The organism is Thiofaba sp. EF100, assembly GCF_039822285.1.
Classification (GTDB): domain Bacteria; phylum Pseudomonadota; class Gammaproteobacteria; order Halothiobacillales; family Halothiobacillaceae; genus Thiofaba.
Genome location: NZ_JBAJEY010000002.1, coordinates 11,299 through 29,923 on the forward strand (window position 1 = coordinate 11,299; position 18,625 = coordinate 29,923).

Sequence of the window (18,625 nt, forward strand, 5' to 3'; positions counted from 1 at the left end):
GCCGATTCACCCGCGTCGGTGACCGTGCAGCAGCGCATTCAGCTTGCATTAAGCCTGCGCGTGCCACAATCAAGGCATGAAACACCGTGCCTTGCTCATCCTGCTGCTCAGCCTTCCCGCCCTCGCCCTGGCCGAGGACAGGATCGGGCTGGCCGACGCCCTGCGCCAGGCCTTGCCGCAGGCCCCCGAACAGGCCCTGGTGGAGGCTCGCCAGGGTGAAGCGCAGGCTATCCAGGCGCAAGCCGAGGGCCCCCTCGCGGCGCCCCCCGCACTCGTCCTGGGATCGCAGGGCGGGCGCGACCAAGGCGGCTTTGGCGAATACCGCGAATGGAGCGCGGGGGTCGAGCTGCCGCTCTGGCGCTCCGGCCAGGCCGATGCCCAAGGCCGCCTGGCCAGCCGCATCGACGGCCAGGCACGCGAGGATCAGCGCCTGATCGCCTGGGAACTGGCCGGCCAGCTGCGCGAGGCGGCCTGGCAGGTCGCGCTGGCGGAGGCGGCGGTGGCCGCGCAGGAGGCGGCAAGTCAGGAGGCCCGCCAGGGGCAGGAGCGGTTAACCCGGCTGGTCGCCCTGGGCGAGCGCCCACGCGCCGACCTGGTCACCCTCGACGGCGTGCTGCTGGAGCTCGACACCCAGCTGGAGGTGGCGCATGCCGAGTTGCGTCAGGCCCTGGCGACCTGGCGGCGGGTCAGCCGGCAGGAGGCCCCGCCGACCGTGACGGCGGAGGCCTTGACCACCGAACGCCCCCTCGATGAGCTCCCCCCGTGGACCCAGGCCCGCCAAAGCCTGGAGCGCGCGCGCGCCGAACGGGAAACCGGCGTGCTGGCGGCCAAGGGCACGCCCGCGCTCGGCCTCATGGCCCGGCATGAACAATCCCCGGACAGTCCGACGCGGGAGGCCCTTGCCCTCAACCTGAGCCTGCCCCTGCCGTGGGAGCGTCACCGCCAGGCCGCCGAGGCCGCCCTGCGCTATGCCGAGACAGAGGCGGCGGTGCGTCTCGAGCGGCTGGCGCGGGAATGGCAGGGGCAACGCCAGCAGGCCGCCCTGGGGCTGGAAGCCGCGCGCAAGCAGGCCGAGCTGGTGCAGCGCCGCGCCCAGTCCGCGCGCGAGGAGCTGCGGCTTGCCGGGCGGCGACTGGAGGAGGGGGAGATGGACACCCTCGATTACGTCAACGTAATGCGGCGGACCTTCGAGGCCGAGCGCGCGGCGCGCCTGGGCCAGCTTGAGGTCGGCCGCTGGATTGCACGCTTCAACCAGGCCCAAGGCGTCTTGCCATGAACCTTCGCTCCCTGCTCACCGGACTGGCCCTCTTGGGCTGCTCGGCCCTTGCCCTGGCGGGCGAGACCCTCGAGCTCGAGCTGACCCCCGCCCAGATCGAATCCCTTGGGCTGCGCTTCGCCGCCCCCGTCCCGGCCACCTCGGCCTCGGGCAGTGCCTGGCCGGGGACGGTGCTGCTGCCGCCAGATGGGCACGAGTTGCTGATCGCCCCCCTGCCCGGCCGGGTGGTGCGCGTGCACGCAAGTAGCGGCGAGGTGGTGCAGGCCGGGCAGCCGCTTCTGACCCTCTACAGTCCGACGCTGGTGCAACTGGTGCAGGATTACCTGCGCGCGCAGGCCAGCGAGGATCTGGCCCGGCAGACCCTGACCCGCGAGCAGCGCCTGGTGCGCGAGGGGATCGGGGTCGAGCGCCGTCTGCGGGAGGCCGAGATCGGGCTGCGCCAGGCCCAGGCGGAAAGCCAGGGTCTGGCCGCGCGCCTGAAGCTCGCCGGACTCGACCCACGCCAGACCCTTCAGGGCAAGGTCGTCTCCGAGCTGGTCGTGCGCGCCCCCCGTGCGGGCAGCCTGCTGCTGCTGCACGCCACCCCCGGCGCCTGGCTGGACGAGGGGGCGGCCGCCGCCGAACTGGGCTACACCGAACGCCGCTGGGTGGAGGCCGAGCTGCCGCTCGAGCAGGTGGGGCAGGTGCAGCCGGGGCAGCGGGCCGAGATCCAGCCCGGAGCCATGGCCGGCCGGGTCCTGGCCGTGGCCCTGACCGCCGAGGCCCAGCGCCAGACCGTGCGGGTACGCATCGAACTCGATCAGGGCGGCACGCTGCGCCCGGGCCAGCGCGTGCAGGTGCGCTTCGATGAAACCGGTCTCCTCTGGCGGGTGCCGGGCAGCGCGCTGGTGAACCTCGATGGCAACGAGGTGGTCTTCGTGCAACGCCGGGAAGGCCTGCTGCCCCGGCCCGTCGTGCTGCGCGGCCGAAGCGGGGAGGCCGCCTTGGTCGAGGGTGCCCTGTCGGCGGAGGATCGCGTCGTCACCCTGGGGGCCATGGCGCTCAAGGCCGCCTGGCAGGCCCAGCATGAGGCGAAATGATGCTCGACGCGCTCATTGACCTCGCCCTGCGCCGGCGCCTGCTGACCCTGATCCTCGGGGCGGTCTTGGCGGCGCTGGGCACGTACGCCATGCTGAACCTGCCGATCGACGCCTTTCCGGACGTCTCCGCGCCGCAGGTGAAGATCATTCTCAAGGTGCCGGGGCTGACGCCGGAGGAGATCGAGCGGCGGGTGACCATCCCCATCGAGACCGAGCTTTTAGGCCTGCCCAAACAGACCATGCTGCGCGCGGTGGCCAAGTATGGCCTGACCGACATCACCGTGGACTTCGCCGATGGCACCGATATCTACTGGGCCCGCCAGCAAGTGGCGGAGCGGCTGGCGAATGTGATGGGCAGCCTGCCGGAGGGCGTGGAGGGGGGGCTTGCGCCGATCACCACGCCGCTTGGCGAGATGTTCATGTTCACCATCGAGGGGCCGCAGTCGCTGGAGGAGCGCCGCGCCCTGCTTGACTGGGTGATCCGCCCCGCCCTGCGCACCGTGCCCGGGGTGGCGGACGTGAACGCCCTCGGCGGACGGGTGGCGACCTTCGAGGTCGCCCCCGACCCCACGCGCATGGCCGCGCGCGGGGTGCGCATCGAGGATTTGCGCACCACCCTCATGAGCAACAACCGCAATGATGGCGCCGGCCGGCTGACCGCAGGCGAGGAGGCCCTGCTGGTACGGGTCATCGGCCGCGCCAGCAGCCTGGAGGATCTGACCAGCCTGCGCGTGCCGACCCGCGAGGGCGGCAGCGTGCGGGTGGACGAGGTGGCCGAGGTGCGCCTGGCCAGCCTCACCCGCAACGGCGGGGTGACCCGCAATGGTCAGGGCGAGACGGTGGAGGGCCTGGTGCTGGGGCTGCGGGGGGCGAACGCCCGGGCGGTGGTCGAGGGGGTCCGTGCACGCCTCGACGAGCTGGCGCCCAGCCTGCCGGAGGGCGTGCACATCGAGGTGTTCTACGACCGCGGCAATCTGGTCGATCAAGCCACCCACACCGTGAGCAAGGCCCTGATCGAGGCGGTGGTGCTGGTGGTCATCATGCTGGTGCTGTTTCTGGGCGAGGCACGGGCCGCCCTGGCCGTCGCGCTGATCCTGCCGCTGGCGGCGCTCGCCACCTTCCTCGCCATGCGTGAGCTTGGCATGAGCGCCAACCTGATGAGCCTCGGGGGGCTTGCGGTCGCGCTCGGCATGCTGGTCGACGCCGCGGTGGTGGTGGTGGAGAACATCGTCGCTCAGCTCGGTCAGCAGAATGGGCGCAGCCTGACCGACACCGTGCGTGCCGCCACCTTTGAGGTCGCCAAGCCGGTCGTAAGCGGCATGTTCATCATCGCCGCCGTGTTCCTGCCGCTGCTCACCCTGCAGGGGCTGGAGGGCAAGCTGTTTTCCCCCGTCGCGGTGACCATCATCATCGCCCTAGGCGCCTCGCTGCTCCTGTCCCTGACCTTCATCCCGGCACTCTCGGTCGGGCTACTCAAACCGGGCGCACACCATGAATCCCGCCTGGTGCGGGGATTGCACAAGGTGCATGATCCCGCCCTGCACTGGGCCCTCCGCCATCCACGCAGCCTGATGGGTGGAGTGCTGATCGGTGTGGTGATTGCGGCCCTGGCCCTCGCCCAGGCGGGCAAGACCTTCATGCCGACCATGGACGAGGGCTCACTGATCCTGCAGCTGGAAAAACACCCGTCCATCGACCTGGATGCCTCGCTCGCCCTGGATCAGCGCGTGCAGCAGGCACTGCTTGCGCGGGTGCCGGAGATCGAGGCCATCATCGCCCGCGCAGGCAGCGACGAGTTGGGCCTCGACCCGATGGGCCTGAACCAGACCGACAGCTTCCTGGTGCTCAAGCCGCGTCACACCTGGAGCGTGCCCGACAAGGATGCCCTGATGGACCGCATCCGCACGGTGATGGAGGATTTCCCGGGGGTGACGTATGGCTTCACCCAGCCGATCCAGATGCGCGTCTCCGAGATGATCATCGGCGCGCGCGGCGATGTGGCCATCCGCCTGTTCGGCCCCGAGCTTTCCGTGCTGAACGAGAAGGCCGCCGCCATCGCCGCCACCCTAGAGGGCATCCCTGGCGCGGAGGACGTGTTCACCACCCAGGCCGAGGGCGTGCGCTACCTGACGGTGACGCTGAACCGCCCGGAACTCAACCGCCTGGGGCTCTCGGTGGACGAGGTGGCGAGCCTGTTGCGCGCCCAGCTGGAAGGCTTGCGGGTGGGCGAAATCCAGCAGGGGCTACGCCGCATCCCGCTGATCCTCAAGGCCCCGGCGGGGCAGACGCCCGAAGATTTGGCCGCCCTGCCCGTGGTGTTGCCGGATGGGCAGCAGGTGAGCCTGGGCCAGCTCGCCCGGCTGGAAAACATCGATGGCCCGGTCTTGATTCAGCACGAGCAGGCGGCGCGCAACGTGGTCATCCTCTGCAATGTGCGCGGCCGCGACCTCGCCGGCTTCGTGCAGGAAGCCCAGCAGAAGGTGGCGCAGGCCGTACCCCTGGAGCCGGGCTACCGCCTGACCTGGGGTGGCGAGTTCCAGAATCAGCAGCGCGCCATGCAGCGTCTTTCCATCGTGGTGCCCGCCGCCCTGCTGCTGATCCTTGGGATGCTGGCGGCGACCTTCGGCGGCCTGCGACCGGCCCTGCTGGTCATGGTCAACGTGCCGCTGGCCCTGATCGGTGGCGTCCTGGCCCTCTATCTTGCCGGGGAATATCTCTCCGTCCCGGCCTCGGTGGGCTTCATCGCCTTGCTCGGGATTGCCGTGCTCAACGGCGTGGTGCTGGTCAACACCTTCCTCCACCTGCGCGAGAATGGGCTGGATCTGCGCAGCACGGTGCTGGAAGGCACCCGCCGCCGCCTGCGGCCGGTGATGATGACCGCCACCATCGCCGCCTTGGGGCTGGTGCCGCTGCTGTTCGCCCAGGGGCCGGGGGCCGAGATCCAGCGCCCGCTGGCGGTGGTGGTGATCGGCGGGCTGATCAGCTCCACCCTGCTGACCCTGATCCTGCTGCCGGTGCTGTACGAGCGTTTCGGTGAAGCTCGAAGCGCCACCCCATCGACCTGACGCCCGTTTTGCGCCACCATCCGTGGCATGCGCATCCTGCTGGCCGAAGACGACGACACCCTCGCCACCGCGCTGCAAACGACCTTGCAGCGCGCCGGCTTCGCCGTGGACCGTGCCCGTGATGGCCCCGAGGCACGCTTTCTCGGCCAGGAGGGCCTGCATGATGCGGTCATCCTCGATCTCGGCCTGCCGGGATGCTCCGGCCTGGAGGTCCTCCGCGCCTGGCGTGCAGCCGGGGTGCGTCTGCCGGTGCTGATCCTGACCGCACGCGATGCCTGGCACGAGAAGGTGGATGGCTTCAATGCCGGGGCGGACGATTACCTGACCAAACCTTTCCACCCCGAGGAGCTGGTTGCCCGCCTGACGGCCCTGCTGCGCCGCGCACACGGCCTCCCCCCCGGCCCCCTGCGCGCGGGCAGTCTCACCTTGGACGAGGGCCGCCAGGAGGCGCAACGAGCTGATGGTTCGAGCATCCCGCTGACCGCAATGGAGTTCCGCCTGCTGCGCCTGTTCATGCTCCACCCGGGCCAGGTGCTGGCCAAGGCCTGGTTGGAGGAGCGGCTGTACGACGAAGGCCACGCGCTTGGCAGCAATGTGCTGGAGGTCTACATCAACCGCCTGCGCGCCAAGCTCGGCCGTGACAGCATCCAGACCCGCCGCGGCCAGGGGTATGTCTTCCTCCCCGGAGAGGGCGCATGAGCCTGTATGCCCGGCTGGCCTGGTGGCTGGGGGCGAGCCTGGCGCTCCTGGTGCTGCTGCACGGATTCGTCACCGAACGCGCCCCGCGCCTGACCACGGAGGACTACATCGCCACCCGCCTGGAACATGATGCGGAATGGCTGACGGATGCCCTGCACATCGAGGCCGGGCGCCCCTGGCTCGAGGCGCGACTGATCCCGCCCATCTACCAGCGTCCGGGCAGCGGGCATTACTACACCCTGGTGCTGGGCGGGCAGACCCTGACCTCGCCCTCCAGCAGCGGGCGCGCCCTGCCCATGCCGAAGACCTCCGGAGTGAGCGAGGCCGCCATGCCGCGCGCCCCCCAAGCGGAGAGCAGCGGGCACGGCCACACCGCCCAGGGTCATGGCGAGGAGCCGCTTCTGATCCTGCGCCGCGACCTTCCTGAGGGCGGCACACTCCTGCTGGCCGAGAGCCTGGACGACCTCGAGGCCCACCTTGCGACCTTCCGCACCCGCTTCATCGCCCTCTCGCTCGCCCTGTTCCTGCTGCTGCTCGGCGGCCAGTTCCTGCTCCTGCGCTGGCTGCTGCAGCCGGTCAAGCAGTTGGAGCGGGATACCAAGCGGCTCGAGCGCAACGAGCTGCAGCAGCTGCCCCATCCCCGGCTGAACGAACTACGCCCGCTGGTGCGGGCACTCAATGCCCTGCTCGAGCGCCAGACGCGCCGGATCGAGCGCTCCCGCCATGCCCTGGCTGACCTCGCCCATGCGCTCAAAACGCCCCTGGCCGCGCTGCGCCAAAGCCTGCCCTCGCCCCTGCCTGCCGCGGCGGAGGCCGCCCTGCAGCGCATCGAGGAGATCATCCAGCGCGAGCTGCGCCATGCCCGCTGGAGTGAGCCGGGCACCACCGGCCTGACCCTGCTGGATGCCGCGCCCACGCTCGAGGAACTGCTGCAGACCATGCGCCTGGTCCACCGCGACCGGGAACTCGCGTTCGAGATGCGGGCACCGGAGCACCTCCTGCTCCCCCTCGACCGGGAGGACCTGCTCGAACTGTTCGGCAACCTGCTCGACAACGCCGGCAAATGGGCACAAACACGAGTGCGGCTGACCCTGCGCCCCGCGGAGGGGCAGCTGACGGCCCTGATCGAGGACGATGGCCCCGGGGCCGACACCGAACGCCTCAACCAGGACACCCCGCGCGGCCAGCGCCTGGACGAGAGCCGTCCCGGACATGGGCTGGGCCTGTCCATCGTGCGGCAGATCGTCGCGGCCTACGGTGGCAGCCTGCACTTCGGCCCCAGCCCTGAGCTGGGCGGGCTGCGGGTCGAGGTGAGGCTGCCGCTCCCCGCGCGCTGAGCCCCTCGCGCCCTCTACACCGCCCGGCAGGCGCACCACACCTCCACCCGCGCACACCCGGCTGCCTTGAGCACCCGGGCGAGTTCCCCCGCCGTCGCCCCGGTGGTCAGCACGTCGTCCACCAGCGCCACATGGGCAGGTGGCGGCTGCAACACGGCGAAGGCCCCGCGCACATTGGCTGCGCGCGCCGCCTCGGGCAGGTTCATTTGCGGTGAGGTCACGCGGATTCGCCGCAGGCTGTGAGGCAGGAGGGGCAGGCCCAGCACACGGGCAAGGGGCCGGGCCAGCTCGAGCGCCTGGTTGTAGCCGCGTTCACGCAGGCGCCGGGCGTGGACGGGGACGGGCAGCAGCGCTTCCGGCAGGCGGTCCCCTCGCTCCCGCACGGACGCCAGCAGAGGCCAGGCCAGCGGCATACCGTGGCTGAGGCGGCCGTGGAACTTGAACTGGGTGAGCAGGTACCGCGCCGCCCCGCTGTACTCCAGGGGCGCGAGGGCGGCATCGAAGGGCGGCGGCTGGCGCAGGCAGGCCGGGCACACGCCGGGCGTGACCACCGGCAGGGCGCAGTGCGGGCAAGCCAGCGGCACCCGCGGCAATTCGGCCGAACAGGCCGGACAGAGGTTGTCGCCCCCCGCCGGGGCATCGCACAGCAGGCAGCGGCGGGGCAGGAGCCAATCCGTTATACTGCCGAACGCCCTGTTCCATTCCATGCGCATTGCGGGGGCCCTCCATGCACGAACATCCATCCGACTCTAGCACTGGCGGCGAAATTCTTCCGGCAGCCAACCAGCGCCGCGCGGCCTCCTGGTTCAACTACGGCAACCTGATCGTCATCACCTTGGCGGGCATCCCCCTGCTGCTCGCGGGCTCGGCCAGCGGCCGGACCATGATCTTCGCCACCGCCGCGGCCATCATCCCCATCATCCTCTGGTTCGGCGGCTCGATGCTTTTGTATGCGCTGAACAAGCACCACCCCAACCCCAAGGTCGGCCACTACACCCAGTGGGCGGCCTACCGCTTCTACGCCATCACCGGCAGCCTGGTGGTGATCGGCGCGTTCTTCCCCGCCGACATCCGTTATTACCAGGCCTTCTGGGCCGTGGCCGCCGCCATCCTGATCCCCTGGTCGATCCTGGACCTGCGCAGGATCCAGCGCGACGACTGGCGGCCGCTGCAGGTCCCCGCCCGCGTTGAGGAGCACTGAGCCCATGAGCGTCATCCGCCACGACTGGAGCCGCGAGGAGATCCTCGCCCTGTTCGACCTGCCGTTCAACGACCTGTTGTTCCGAGCGCAAAGCGTGCATCGCGAACACTTCGACCCGAACACGGTGCAGGTCTCCACCCTGCTCTCGATCAAGACCGGTGCCTGCCCGGAAGACTGCTCCTACTGCCCACAGAGCGCCAAGTACGACACCGGCCTTGAGAAGGAGCGCCTGCTGCCGCTGGAGGAGGTGGTGGAGGCGGCCCGCGCGGCGCGCGCCAAGGGCGCCACCCGCTTCTGCATGGGCGCCGCCTGGCGCAACCCCACCGACAAGAACCTGGAGACGGTCGAGGCGATGGTGCGCGCGGTCAAGGACCTCGGCATGGAGACCTGCGTCACCCTCGGCATGCTCAAGGCCGAGCAGGCCCAGCGCCTGAAGCAAGCCGGACTGGACTACTACAACCACAACCTCGACACCTCGCCCGAGTTCTACGGTGCCATCATCAGCACCCGTACCTACGAGGACCGCCTGGACACCCTCAAGCACGTGCGCGAAGCGGGCCTGAACGTATGCGCCGGCGGCATCGTCGGCATGGGCGAGTCCCGCCGCGACCGGGCGGGGCTCCTGCAGCAGCTGGCCAATATGCCGAAGCATCCGGAATCGGTGCCCATCAACAACCTGGTGCAGGTCGAGGGCACCCCGCTGCACGGCACCGCGAAGCTCGACCCGTTCGAGTTCGTGCGCACCGTCGCCGTCGCCCGCATCCTCATGCCCAAGTCCTACGTGCGCCTGTCCGCCGGCCGCACCGAGATGAGCGACGAGCTGCAGGCGCTGTGCTTCCACGCCGGCGCCAACTCGATCTTCTTCGGCGGCAAGCTGTTGACCACCGACAACCCGGATGAGGACCACGACAGCGCCTTGTTCCGCCGCCTGGGCCTGAAGGGCATCGAGGCCCACCACGATGGCGGCTCCTGCGCAAGCTGCGGGGCGATGGATACGCTGTGTGCCTGAGGGGTGGGGCGCTGGATGAGTTGAACAACAAGGCTGGCTGGACACCTCTCTCCCTCAGGGAGAGGGGCAGGGGGAGAGGGAAAATCCCCCTCGGCCGCGCCGTGACGAGGCCGACCGGAGGGAGGTCAAACGGCCAGGGAGGGCCGTTTGAGGTTCGCCGCCACAGGATGTGGCGTCGAACCGGCCTCCCGGAGGCGGTCTCGGCACGGGAACCCCGAAGGGCGGCCTTGCGGGGGATGTTTCCCTCTCCCCCGACCCATGATCCCTCCTCTCCGTCCCTTCCGGCTTCCATGCCGGAAGCCCCTGCGGGGTGAGGCCGTCGAGAACTCCCGCTTGCGGGAGAGGGGGTGTTCAGCCAACCTTCGTTTGTCGATCGCCCATGAAAGACCAACGCCTGCGCCAGCGCCTCGCCGAGCGCCACGCCGCCCACCTCTACCGCCGCCCGCGCATGGCGGAGGGTCCCTCCACGCCACACCGGGTCGTGGACGGCCGGCCGGTGCTCAGTTTCTGCAGCAACGACTATCTTGGCCTTGCCAGCCACCCCCAGGTCATCGCAGCCTTCAAGCAGGGCGCCGAGCAGTACGGGGTGGGCAGCGGCGCCGCCCACCTGGTCAATGGCCACACCCGCGCCCATCAGGCCCTGGAGGAGGAGCTTGCGGACTTTGTCGGGCGCGAGCGGGCGCTGCTGTTCTCCACCGGCTACATGGCCAACCTTGGGGTCATTGGCGCACTCGTCGGTCGTGGCGACGCGGTGTTCGAGGACCGCCTCAACCACGCCTCGCTGCTGGATGGCGGCCTGCTCTCCGGCGCACGCTTCAAACGCTACCCCCATGCCGATGCTAACGCGCTGGCGGGCCTGCTGGCCGAGTCCGGTGCCGGCGAGCGGCTGGTCGTCACCGACGGCGTGTTCAGCATGGACGGCGATCTTGCCCCGCTGCCGGCCCTTGCCACCCTCGCCCATCAACACGATGCCTGGCTGATGGTGGACGACGCCCACGGCCTGGGCGTGCTCGGGGCGCGCGGGCGCGGCACGGTCGAGCACTTCGGCCTCGGCGCGATGGAGGTCCCGGTGCTGATGGGCACTCTCGGCAAGGCGCTCGGCACCGCCGGGGCCTTCGTCGCTGGGGATGCAGACCTGATCGAATGGCTCATCCAGGCCGCCCGCCCCTACATCTACACCACCGCCATGCCCGCCGCGCTGGCCGAGGCCACCCGCGCCAGCCTGCACCTGGTCGACGAGGAACCCTGGCGGCGCGAGCACCTCCGCACCCTGATCACCCGTTTCAGGGCGGGCGCCGAGCAGCTCGGCCTGCGCCTGATGCCCTCGGACACGCCGATCCAGCCGATCCTGGTCGGCGATGCAGGCGAGGCCCTGGGCCTGAGTCAGCGACTTTGGGATGCCGGGATTCAGGTCACCGCCATCCGCCCGCCCACTGTGCCGCAAGGCACGGCACGCCTCCGTGTCACCTTCAGCGCCGCCCATAGCCTGCAGGATTTGGACATCCTGCTTACCGCCCTGTGTAAGTTCAGAAACCTTTGGCACTCCTCACCTTCGGGAGGAGAGCCATGCAAATCCATCGAGTAGGTTACGGGATCCGGGGGTTTTACCGGATCGCTGAACTTGGTCATCTTTGGGCGATGACTCCGAAAGATGCTCAAGAACGTTTCAAGATTCTCCAGTTTTGGGACAAACACGGGCTCGAGGCGACCATGGAGGCCTTTGGGGTATCCAGGCGCACGCTCTACCGCTGGAAGAAGGCCGTGAAGGATGCTTCGAGCAACCCAGCGGCCCTGGCAGCGTGCTCCAGCCGCCCCAAGACGTGCCGTGCACCGACCACGCCCACCTGCGTTAAACGCCAGATTCGCCTTCTACGGCAAGCCCACCCCAACCTGGGGAAGGCCAAGCTGCATGTGCTGATCGCCCCTTGGTGCGAGGCCCGGGGGCTGCCTGTTCCCTCCGTTTCCACCATCGGCCGCATCATTGCGCGGGAGCCGGACAAGATGCGCTTTGCGCCGCAAAAGCTCGATGCCCGCGGGCGCCCCAAGAAGCCCCGTCAGGAGAAGCTCAAGAAGGCGCGCAAGCCCAAAGACCTGCATGCCGCCCCGATGACCCTCTGGGCGCTGGACACCATCGAGCGGGTGCTCGATGGTGTGCGGCGTTACATCCTCTCGCTCTTTGATCCGGTCTCCCGCATGGGCTTTGCGGTGGCCCTGCCCAGCAAGACCACCCAGGCGACCGCGCAAGCCCTGGAGGCCCTGATCCTTGGCCTCTCTGAACCCCAGCAGCCGATGAGCGCCCCGCGTGTGCTCTACGTCCTCTCCGACAACGGCCCGGAGTTCAAGAAACACTTCCATGCCCTGCTTGAAAAGCATGGCCTGACCCACTTCTGGACCTATCCGCGCTCACCGAAGATGAACGCCCATGTTGAGCGCTTCAACCGGACCGTGCAGGAGCAGTTCGTGGACTACCACGAGGACCTGCTGTTCACCGACATCCACGCCTTCAACAAAAAACTCGCCGAGTGGTGCATCGCTTACAACACCGTCATCCCCCACCACAGCCTGGGCCTCCTCTCTCCCGTACAATGGCTCCTTCAAAACCACCCTGAGTGCCAAAGGTACTGGACCCAAACACGCCCTTGAGAACCTTCGTCCTGCGTCCTAATCTCAGGAAAGGCGCTCACAACGACACAGGAGTCTCGCCATGAATACTCGCATCCTTGCCCTGCCCCTGCTCGCCGCCGCCGTCGCCCTGGCCGGCTGCCAGACCTATCAGGAACGCCCCCAGACCACCACCGGCGCCGGCATCGGGGCGGTCACCGGGGCCGTGCTCGGCAGCGCGATCGCCGGGCGAGGCCAGAAGACCGAGGGCGCCATCCTCGGCGCGGTAGTCGGCGGCCTGGCCGGCGGTGCCATCGGCAACTACATGGACGAGCAGGAGCGCGCCCTGCGCCAGCAGACGGCAGGCACCGGCATCGATGTCTCCCGTCAGGGCGAGAACATCGTCCTAAGCTTCCCGGACCAGATCAGCTTCGACGTGGGCCGCGCGGACATCAAGCCGCAGTTCATGCGCACCCTGGACAGTGTGGCCCAGACCCTGCGCCAGTATGACCGCACCCGCATCGAGATCGCCGGCCATACCGACAGCACCGGCAGCATGGAAGCCAACCAGCGCTTGTCCGAGAACCGCGCCAACGCCGTACGCAGCTACCTGGCCAGCCGCGGTGTCGCACCCGAGCGCATGTACGCGGTGGGCTACGGCCAGAGCCGCCCGATCGCCAGCAACGCCACCGCCGAGGGCCGTGCACAGAACCGCCGGGTGGAGATCATCGTGATCCCAAACCAGTAGGAGGCCCGCCCTCCAGGTCGTTTCAAAACTCTTTGAAACAGCCTGGGAATGCGAGCCAAGGATGGCTCGCCCGAGCGTCAATCACAGCAAGTGATTGACGCTCGGAGTCCGTCGCGGGCGTGTACCGCGACGTTCTCGAAGGCCGAACCCCGCAGGGGCTTCCGGCATGGATGCCGGAAGGGCGTGAGAGGAGGACCAGGCGAGTTTCAAAAGGGCAGGACAGCCCTTTTGAAACAGCCTGGGGGCGCCGCTCCCACAGCGATGAGACATCAAATCACCCCCCGCTCGGCCAATGACACCGGCTCGCCATCGCCGATGACGAAATGGTCAAGCAGGCGCACGTCGACCAATCCCAGCGCCTCCTTCAGGCGCAGGGTGATGAGCTCGTCTGCGCGACTCGGCTCCGCCACCCCGGAGGGGTGATTGTGGGCCACGATCAGGGCCGCCGCATTGTGCTGCAGGGCACGGCGTACCACCTCGCGCGGGTGCACGGCGGCCTCGCCGAGGGTACCGAGGAACAGCTCCTCGGCGGCGATCAGGCGGTGGCGGGCATCGAGGAAAAGGACAAGGAAGACCTCGCGTGGCTGATCGCGCAGGCGGGCGGCGAGGTAGCCTCGCACCGCCCCGGGCGAGCTGAAGGCGTCGCCGCGCACGAGCGATTCGCGCAGGTGGCGGCGTGCCATCTCCAGCACCGCCTGCAGCTGGGCGTACTTGGCATCGCCCAGCCCAACCCCGGCGCAGAATTCCGTGCGCGAGGCGTTGAGCAGCGGCCGCAAGCCCCCGAAGCTCGCCAGCAGCTCACGCGCCAGGTCCACGGCGGACTTCCCCGCCACGCCCGTGCGCAGGAAGATCGCCAACAGCTCCGCATCCGACAGCGTGGCCGGACCATGCTTGAGCAACTTCTCCCGCGGACGCTCGTCCTCGGGCCAGTCCGTGATCGCCATGCCTGTACTCCTTGTCCTTGGCCGACGGGCACGAGTGTAGGCCACCTCTGCCCCAAAAGCCGCACGGCAGGATAAACTGCCAACATGAACCTTTCCGGCAAGCACATCCTGCTCGGCCTCTCCGGCGGCATCGCCGCCTACAAGGCCTGCGACCTCGTCCGCCGTCTGCGGGACGCGGGCGCCGAGGTGCGCGTGGTGATGACCGAAGGCGCGACCCATTTCCTCACCCCGCTCACCCTGCAGGCCCTCTCCGGCCATCCGGTGCGCGCGTCCTTGTGGGATGAGACGGCCGAGGCGGCCATGGGCCATATCGAGCTTGCCCGCTGGGCGGACGCCATCCTCATCGCCCCGGCCAGCGCGGATGTGATGGCGCGCCTCGCGGCCGGCCTGGCGGACGACCTTTTAACCACCCTGTGCCTCGCCACCGAGGTCCCGTTGTTCCTCGCCCCGGCCATGAACCGGGTGATGTGGGCCCACCCGGCCACCCAGGCCAATGTGCAGACCCTCGCTGCGCGCGGTACCACGCTCTTCGGCCCGGCCGCAGGAACGCAGGCCTGCGGCGAGACCGGCGAGGGGAGGATGCTGGAGCCGCTGGAGTTGGTTGCCCTGCTCTCGCGCCATCTGGCCCCGGAACAGAATCGGCCGTGGGCGGGCCGACGGGTCGTGATCACGGCCGGCCCCACGCGCGAGGCGCTCGACCCGGTACGCTTTCTCTCCAACCGCAGCTCCGGGCGCATGGGCTTCGCCCTGGCTGAGGCGGCGCGGGATGCCGGCGCCGAGGTCGTGCTGGTCAGCGGCCCCACCGCCTTGCCCACTCCTGAGGGCGTGACGCGCATCGACGTGGAGACGGCCCTGCAGATGCGCGATGCGGTGATGACACAGATGCCCTGCGACATCTTCATCGGCACCGCGGCGGTGGCCGACTACCGTCCGCTCGAGCCCGCCCCCGGAAAGATCAAGAAGACCGCTGACCAGCTCAACCTCACCCTGGTGAAAAACCCCGACATCCTCAGCGAAGTCGCCGCCCGCCTCGATCGCCCCTTCGTGGTCGGCTTCGCCGCTGAAACCGAGCATGTCCTCGAGCACGCGCGCGACAAGCTCGTGCGCAAGCGCCTCGACCTGATCGCCGCCAACCGCGTCGGGGAAGGCCTCGCCTTCGACCAGCCGGACAACGCCCTCACCGTACTCTGGGCCGGCGGCCAGGCCGAGCTGCCCCAGGCAGACAAGCGCCAGCTCGCACGCCAGCTCATCGAACTCATCGACCAGCGAATCACCCCCCGTGCATAACATCCAGCTCAAGATCCTCGACCCGCGCATAGGCACGGACATTCCCCTGCCTGAGTACGCCACCGCCGGCTCCGCCGGCCTCGACCTGCGCGCCTGCATCGACGCCCCGCTCACCCTCGCCCCCGGCCAGACGGAGCTCGTGCCGACCGGCATCGCCATCCACATTGGCGATCCGGGCCTTGCCGCCGTGATCCTCCCGCGCTCGGGGCTCGGCCACAAGCACGGCATCGTGCTCGGCAACCTGGTCGGCCTGATCGACTCCGACTACCAGGGCCAGCTGTTCGTCTCGGTGTGGAACCGTGGCCCGACCCCCTTCACCATCGCCATCGGCGAGCGCATGGCGCAGCTGGTGTTCGTGCCTGTGGTGCAGGCCCACTTCGAAGTGGTCGACGCATTTCAGGCCACGGACCGGGGGGTCGGGGGCTTCGGCTCCACCGGCCGCGGCTGAGCCGAGCGATGCTCGATCCCACCCGCCTTCGCCACGCCTACGACCTGCGCGGGCGGGTCGGCATCGACTTCTCGACCGACGACTTCTTCCGCCTGGGCCGCACCCTCGCCCGCCACATGCGTGCGGAGGGACGTCGGTCGCTGGTCGTGGCGCATGACGGCCGCCTGAGCAGCCCGGATCTTGCCCGGGCCTTGCTCGACGGGTTGCTCGCGGGCGGGGTCGACGTGCTCGACCTCGGCCTCGCGCCCACCCCCCTGGCCTATTTCTCCGAGCGCCACCTTGACGCCGACGGTGTCGCCATCGTCACCGCCAGCCACAACCCCGCGGACTGGAACGGGCTGAAGCTGGTCCTGGGCGGCGAGGTGGTGTTCGGGCAGGCACTCGCCGCCATCGTTGAAGAGGCCCGGCGCGATGCGCCCGATGACGCCCCACCCGGCCGTCATCACAAGCCCGACCCCACCCCCGCCTACCTCGACCACCTCCAGATCCATCAGCCGCTGCCCCGCCCCTTGCGGGTCGGCCTGGACGCCATGCACGGGGCCGCCGGCCCTCTGGCCCTCCACGCACTCCGACGCCTCGGCGTCGAGGTCGCGGCCCTCCGCTGCACCGTGGACGGCCGCTTTCCCGATGGCCCACCCGACCCCTCGCGGGCGGAAAACCTCACCCTGCTGGCGCGCACGGTGGTGGAGCAGCGGCTGGACCTCGGCCTCGCCCTGGACGGTGATGGCGACCGCCTGGTGGTCATGGACGGGCGCGGCGAGGTCATCGCCCCCGACCGGTTGCTGGTCCTGTTCGCCAAAGCCATCCTCGAACACCAGCCCGGCGCCACCGTCCTGCTCGACGTGAAGGGTTCGCACGCCAGCCGCCGCGCCATCGAGGCCGCCGGCGGCTCGGTCGAGATCGTCCCAAGCGGCCACGCGAACATGCGTGCCGCGCTGCGGCGCGCCGGCGCGCTCCTGGGCGGCGAGCTGTCCGGCCACCTGTTCTTCGCCGACAACGGCTATGACGACGGCCTGGATGCCGCGGTGCGGCTGCTGCGGCTCTTAGCCGCGCACCCCGAATCGCCCACGGCGCTGTTTGACACCCTGCCGCGTGCCCACGCCACGCCCGAGCTGCTGATCCCACGCCCTGCCGATCTGGACCTTCCAGCCCTGCTCGAAACGCTGGCTGCCCGCCTGCCCCGCCCCGGCGAACGGCTGCTGCGTATCGACGGGCTTCGGCTGGAATCCTTTGATGGCTTCATCCTCGTACGCGCCTCCAATACCCAGCCGCTGCTCACGCTGCGCATCGAGGGCGAGGACGAAGCGGCCCTCGCCCGGTTAAAATCGCGCCTGAGCCAGGCTTGGCCCGACTCGGCCCCGCGCCTCTCCACCCCGTTCTGAAGCGAGCCCACCATGGACAACCAGACCGCCCTGAATACCGCCAACGTCCTCGTTGAAGCCCTGCCCTACATCCAGCGCCTGCACGACAAGACCGTGGTCATCAAGTTCGGCGGCAACGCCATGGTGGACGAGGCGCTGCAGAACGCCTTCGCGCAGGACATCGTGCTGCTCAAGCAGGTGGGCCTCAACCCGGTGGTGGTGCACGGCGGTGGGCCGCAGATCAACCAGGTGCTGGAAAAGCTCGGCAAGAAGGGCGAGTTCATCCAGGGCATGCGGGTCACCGACCGCGAGACCATGGACGTGGTGCAGATGGTGCTCGGCGGCCTGGTGAACAAGGACATCGTCGCCTTGATCAACCGCCACGGCGGACGCGCGGTGGGGCTCACCGGGCGCGACGCGGGCCTGGTGCGGGCCAAGAAGCTGCACATGACCCACCAGACACCGGAGATGGCCGAGCCGGAGATCATCGACCTTGGCCACGTGGGTGAGGTGGACCGCATCGACCCGGCCATCGTCGAGGCCCTGGACCGCTCCGACTTCATCCCCGTGATCGCGCCGGTGGGCGTGGGTGAGGACGGCGCGGCCTACAACATCAACGCCGACGTGGTGGCCGGCAAGCTGGCCCAGGTGCTGAAGGCCGAAAAGCTGCTGCTGCTGACCAACACCCCGGGCGTGCTCGACAAGCAGGGCAAGCTTTTGACCGGCCTGACCGCAAAGGACGTGGACGGGCTGATCGAGGACGGCACCATCTACGGCGGCATGCTGCCGAAGATCGAGTTCGCCCTGGACGCCGTGCGCGGCGGGGTGAAGACGGTGCAGATCATCGACGGCCGCGTGCCGCACGCGGTGCTGCTGGAGCTGTTGACCGACAAGGGCGTGGGCACCCTGATCAGGGGTTGAGCCGGGAGCGGGGCGCGCTGCTGGAGACGAGCTTGAGGGCGCGCCAACGCGCAAGGTCCTGGGCAAAGGCGTCGACCGTACGTCGGCGCTCCTGCTGCAGGCGCTCGATCGCCTGCCCCCCCTCCTCGATGCGGCGCTTCAGCTCGGGGATCTCCGCATGGCCGGGTTCGCGGCCCTCCAGCATGGCAAGGCGGGCACGCTGATCATCCAACTGACGCTCCAGCACCTCGCGCTGGGCATCCAGCGCCGCCAGCCGTGCATCCCGGGCCTCGAGGATGGAGGCCTCGCTGGCATAGAGCTTGAGCAACATGGCATCCCGCTCGGCCTGCTTCTGCGCCTCGCGCCGCAGGGCCTCGCGCTGAGCCTCCTCACGGCGCAGGGCCTCGCGCTCCTCGGGCGTCGGCTCGGGGGCGAGAAGGCGCACTTCGCGCCCCTGCGGGTTGAGCACCGCGTGTCCATCGCGCACCTTGTCCGGCGGCAGGGTGTCGGCATACACCACCGCTCCTCCTGCCTCCTTCCAGCGGTAAAGCTCAGCCGCATCCACGCCCGACGCCCCCAGCGCCAGGAACCCACCCATGATCACCGCGCCCAGCAACATCATGTCTCCTCCCTGGCCCAGCGAATGCTCCTGAAGAGTTAAGCACGAAGA

The 18,625-nt window shown here is 69.4% G+C and carries 17 protein-coding genes; 14 read left to right on the plus strand and 3 right to left on the minus strand.

Annotated features, from left to right (window positions below):
• Nucleotides 1–76: 76 nt before the first annotated feature.
• From V6D91_RS04445 to V6D91_RS04465, 5 genes are read left to right on the plus strand one after another with little or no spacing between them, the layout of a single operon-like run.
• Nucleotides 77–1,276 carry a TolC family protein gene (locus V6D91_RS04445; protein WP_347318137.1) on the plus strand — a complete coding sequence of 400 codons (1,200 nt, stop codon included), beginning with the start codon at nt 77–79 and terminating at the stop codon, nt 1,274–1,276.
• Nucleotides 1,273–2,355, plus strand: a complete 1,083-nt coding sequence (locus V6D91_RS04450) for an efflux RND transporter periplasmic adaptor subunit (protein ID WP_347318139.1) — start codon at nt 1,273–1,275, stop codon at nt 2,353–2,355. Before V6D91_RS04445 ends, V6D91_RS04450 begins: the two co-directional genes overlap by 4 nt.
• The gene (locus V6D91_RS04455; protein WP_347318141.1) at nt 2,355–5,420 is read left to right on the plus strand and encodes a CusA/CzcA family heavy metal efflux RND transporter; all 3,066 of its coding nucleotides are present in this window, start codon (nt 2,355–2,357) and stop codon (nt 5,418–5,420) included. Before V6D91_RS04450 ends, V6D91_RS04455 begins: the two co-directional genes overlap by 1 nt.
• 27 nt (nt 5,421–5,447) lie before the next feature.
• Nucleotides 5,448–6,119 (plus strand): response regulator transcription factor, encoded by a 672-nt coding sequence (locus tag V6D91_RS04460; protein WP_347318143.1) that lies wholly within the window; start codon nt 5,448–5,450, stop codon nt 6,117–6,119.
• Nucleotides 6,116–7,456, plus strand: a complete 1,341-nt coding sequence (locus V6D91_RS04465) for a sensor histidine kinase (RefSeq protein WP_347318144.1) — start codon at nt 6,116–6,118, stop codon at nt 7,454–7,456. Before V6D91_RS04460 ends, V6D91_RS04465 begins: the two co-directional genes overlap by 4 nt.
• 14 nt (nt 7,457–7,470) lie before the next feature.
• Here V6D91_RS04465 and V6D91_RS04470 read toward each other — a convergent pair whose 3' ends face one another.
• A complete protein-coding gene (locus V6D91_RS04470) occupies nt 7,471–8,169 on the minus strand; it encodes a ComF family protein (protein WP_347318146.1) in 699 nt (232 codons plus the stop codon).
• Between the two features lie 14 nt (nt 8,170–8,183).
• Between V6D91_RS04470 and V6D91_RS04475 the strand changes: the two genes are divergently transcribed.
• The 5 genes from V6D91_RS04475 (at nt 8,184) to V6D91_RS04495 (ending at nt 13,015) form a co-directional block, all read left to right on the plus strand.
• On the plus strand, nt 8,184–8,657 hold the full coding sequence (locus tag V6D91_RS04475) for a hypothetical protein (RefSeq protein ID WP_347318148.1): 474 nt from the start codon (nt 8,184–8,186) through the stop codon (nt 8,655–8,657).
• A gap of 4 nt (nt 8,658–8,661) precedes the next feature.
• Complete coding sequence (gene bioB / locus V6D91_RS04480) at nt 8,662–9,666, plus strand: biotin synthase BioB (RefSeq protein ID WP_347318149.1); 1,005 nt, start codon at nt 8,662–8,664, stop codon at nt 9,664–9,666.
• A gap of 379 nt (nt 9,667–10,045) precedes the next feature.
• On the plus strand, nt 10,046–11,251 hold the full coding sequence (gene bioF, locus V6D91_RS04485; protein WP_347318150.1) for an 8-amino-7-oxononanoate synthase: 1,206 nt from the start codon (nt 10,046–10,048) through the stop codon (nt 11,249–11,251).
• A 53-nt stretch (nt 11,252–11,304) separates the two neighbouring features.
• Nucleotides 11,305–12,309, plus strand: a complete 1,005-nt coding sequence (locus V6D91_RS04490) for an integrase core domain-containing protein (protein WP_347318152.1) — start codon at nt 11,305–11,307, stop codon at nt 12,307–12,309.
• Between the two features lie 61 nt (nt 12,310–12,370).
• The gene (locus V6D91_RS04495) at nt 12,371–13,015 is read left to right on the plus strand and encodes an OmpA family protein (RefSeq protein ID WP_347318154.1); all 645 of its coding nucleotides are present in this window, start codon (nt 12,371–12,373) and stop codon (nt 13,013–13,015) included.
• A gap of 269 nt (nt 13,016–13,284) precedes the next feature.
• Here the strand turns inward: V6D91_RS04495 and radC are convergent, their stop codons facing one another.
• Nucleotides 13,285–13,959 carry a DNA repair protein RadC gene (gene radC, locus V6D91_RS04500; protein ID WP_347318156.1) on the minus strand — a complete coding sequence of 225 codons (675 nt, stop codon included), beginning with the start codon at nt 13,957–13,959 and terminating at the stop codon, nt 13,285–13,287.
• A gap of 84 nt (nt 13,960–14,043) precedes the next feature.
• Here radC and coaBC point away from each other — a divergent pair, with 84 nt between their 5' ends.
• The 4 genes from coaBC to argB are packed head-to-tail and all read left to right on the plus strand — an operon-like array spanning nt 14,044 to nt 17,976.
• A complete protein-coding gene (gene coaBC / locus V6D91_RS04505; protein WP_347318157.1) occupies nt 14,044–15,246 on the plus strand; it encodes a bifunctional phosphopantothenoylcysteine decarboxylase/phosphopantothenate--cysteine ligase CoaBC in 1,203 nt (400 codons plus the stop codon).
• Nucleotides 15,239–15,694, plus strand: a complete 456-nt coding sequence (gene dut, locus V6D91_RS04510) for a dUTP diphosphatase (protein WP_347318158.1) — start codon at nt 15,239–15,241, stop codon at nt 15,692–15,694. The genes coaBC and dut overlap by 8 nt, the downstream gene beginning before the upstream one ends.
• A gap of 8 nt (nt 15,695–15,702) precedes the next feature.
• Nucleotides 15,703–17,076: a phosphomannomutase/phosphoglucomutase gene (locus tag V6D91_RS04515; protein ID WP_347318159.1), complete on the plus strand. Its 1,374-nt coding sequence runs from the start codon at nt 15,703–15,705 to the stop codon at nt 17,074–17,076.
• 12 nt (nt 17,077–17,088) lie between these two features.
• A complete protein-coding gene (gene argB / locus V6D91_RS04520; RefSeq protein WP_347318160.1) occupies nt 17,089–17,976 on the plus strand; it encodes an acetylglutamate kinase in 888 nt (295 codons plus the stop codon).
• Here argB and V6D91_RS04525 read toward each other — a convergent pair.
• Nucleotides 17,966–18,577 (minus strand): DUF4124 domain-containing protein, encoded by a 612-nt coding sequence (locus V6D91_RS04525; RefSeq protein ID WP_347318162.1) that lies wholly within the window; start codon nt 18,575–18,577, stop codon nt 17,966–17,968. The genes argB and V6D91_RS04525 overlap by 11 nt on opposite strands.
• Nucleotides 18,578–18,625 lie beyond the last annotated feature (48 nt).

Excerpts from the sequence above, each read along its gene's own strand:
- V6D91_RS04475 (WP_347318148.1), top strand. The coding sequence starts at position 8,184 with ATGCACGAACATCCATCCGACTCTAGCACTGGCGGCGAAATTCTTCCG.
- V6D91_RS04490 (WP_347318152.1), top strand. The coding sequence starts at position 11,305 with ATGACTCCGAAAGATGCTCAAGAACGTTTCAAGATTCTCCAGTTTTGG.
- V6D91_RS04525 (WP_347318162.1), bottom strand. The coding sequence starts at position 18,577 with ATGATGTTGCTGGGCGCGGTGATCATGGGTGGGTTCCTGGCGCTGGGG.
- argB (WP_347318160.1), top strand. The coding sequence starts at position 17,089 with ATGGACAACCAGACCGCCCTGAATACCGCCAACGTCCTCGTTGAAGCC.
- V6D91_RS04465 (WP_347318144.1), top strand. The coding sequence starts at position 6,116 with ATGAGCCTGTATGCCCGGCTGGCCTGGTGGCTGGGGGCGAGCCTGGCG.
- V6D91_RS04460 (WP_347318143.1), top strand. The coding sequence starts at position 5,448 with ATGCGCATCCTGCTGGCCGAAGACGACGACACCCTCGCCACCGCGCTG.
- V6D91_RS04495 (WP_347318154.1), top strand. The coding sequence starts at position 12,371 with ATGAATACTCGCATCCTTGCCCTGCCCCTGCTCGCCGCCGCCGTCGCC.
- V6D91_RS04515 (WP_347318159.1), top strand. The coding sequence starts at position 15,703 with ATGCTCGATCCCACCCGCCTTCGCCACGCCTACGACCTGCGCGGGCGG.
- bioB (WP_347318149.1), top strand. The coding sequence starts at position 8,662 with ATGAGCGTCATCCGCCACGACTGGAGCCGCGAGGAGATCCTCGCCCTG.
- V6D91_RS04445 (WP_347318137.1), top strand. The coding sequence starts at position 77 with ATGAAACACCGTGCCTTGCTCATCCTGCTGCTCAGCCTTCCCGCCCTC.
- V6D91_RS04450 (WP_347318139.1), top strand. The coding sequence starts at position 1,273 with ATGAACCTTCGCTCCCTGCTCACCGGACTGGCCCTCTTGGGCTGCTCG.
- V6D91_RS04470 (WP_347318146.1), bottom strand. The coding sequence starts at position 8,169 with ATGCGCATGGAATGGAACAGGGCGTTCGGCAGTATAACGGATTGGCTC.
- coaBC (WP_347318157.1), top strand. The coding sequence starts at position 14,044 with ATGAACCTTTCCGGCAAGCACATCCTGCTCGGCCTCTCCGGCGGCATC.
- bioF (WP_347318150.1), top strand. The coding sequence starts at position 10,046 with ATGAAAGACCAACGCCTGCGCCAGCGCCTCGCCGAGCGCCACGCCGCC.
- V6D91_RS04455 (WP_347318141.1), top strand. The coding sequence starts at position 2,355 with ATGCTCGACGCGCTCATTGACCTCGCCCTGCGCCGGCGCCTGCTGACC.
- radC (WP_347318156.1), bottom strand. The coding sequence starts at position 13,959 with ATGGCGATCACGGACTGGCCCGAGGACGAGCGTCCGCGGGAGAAGTTG.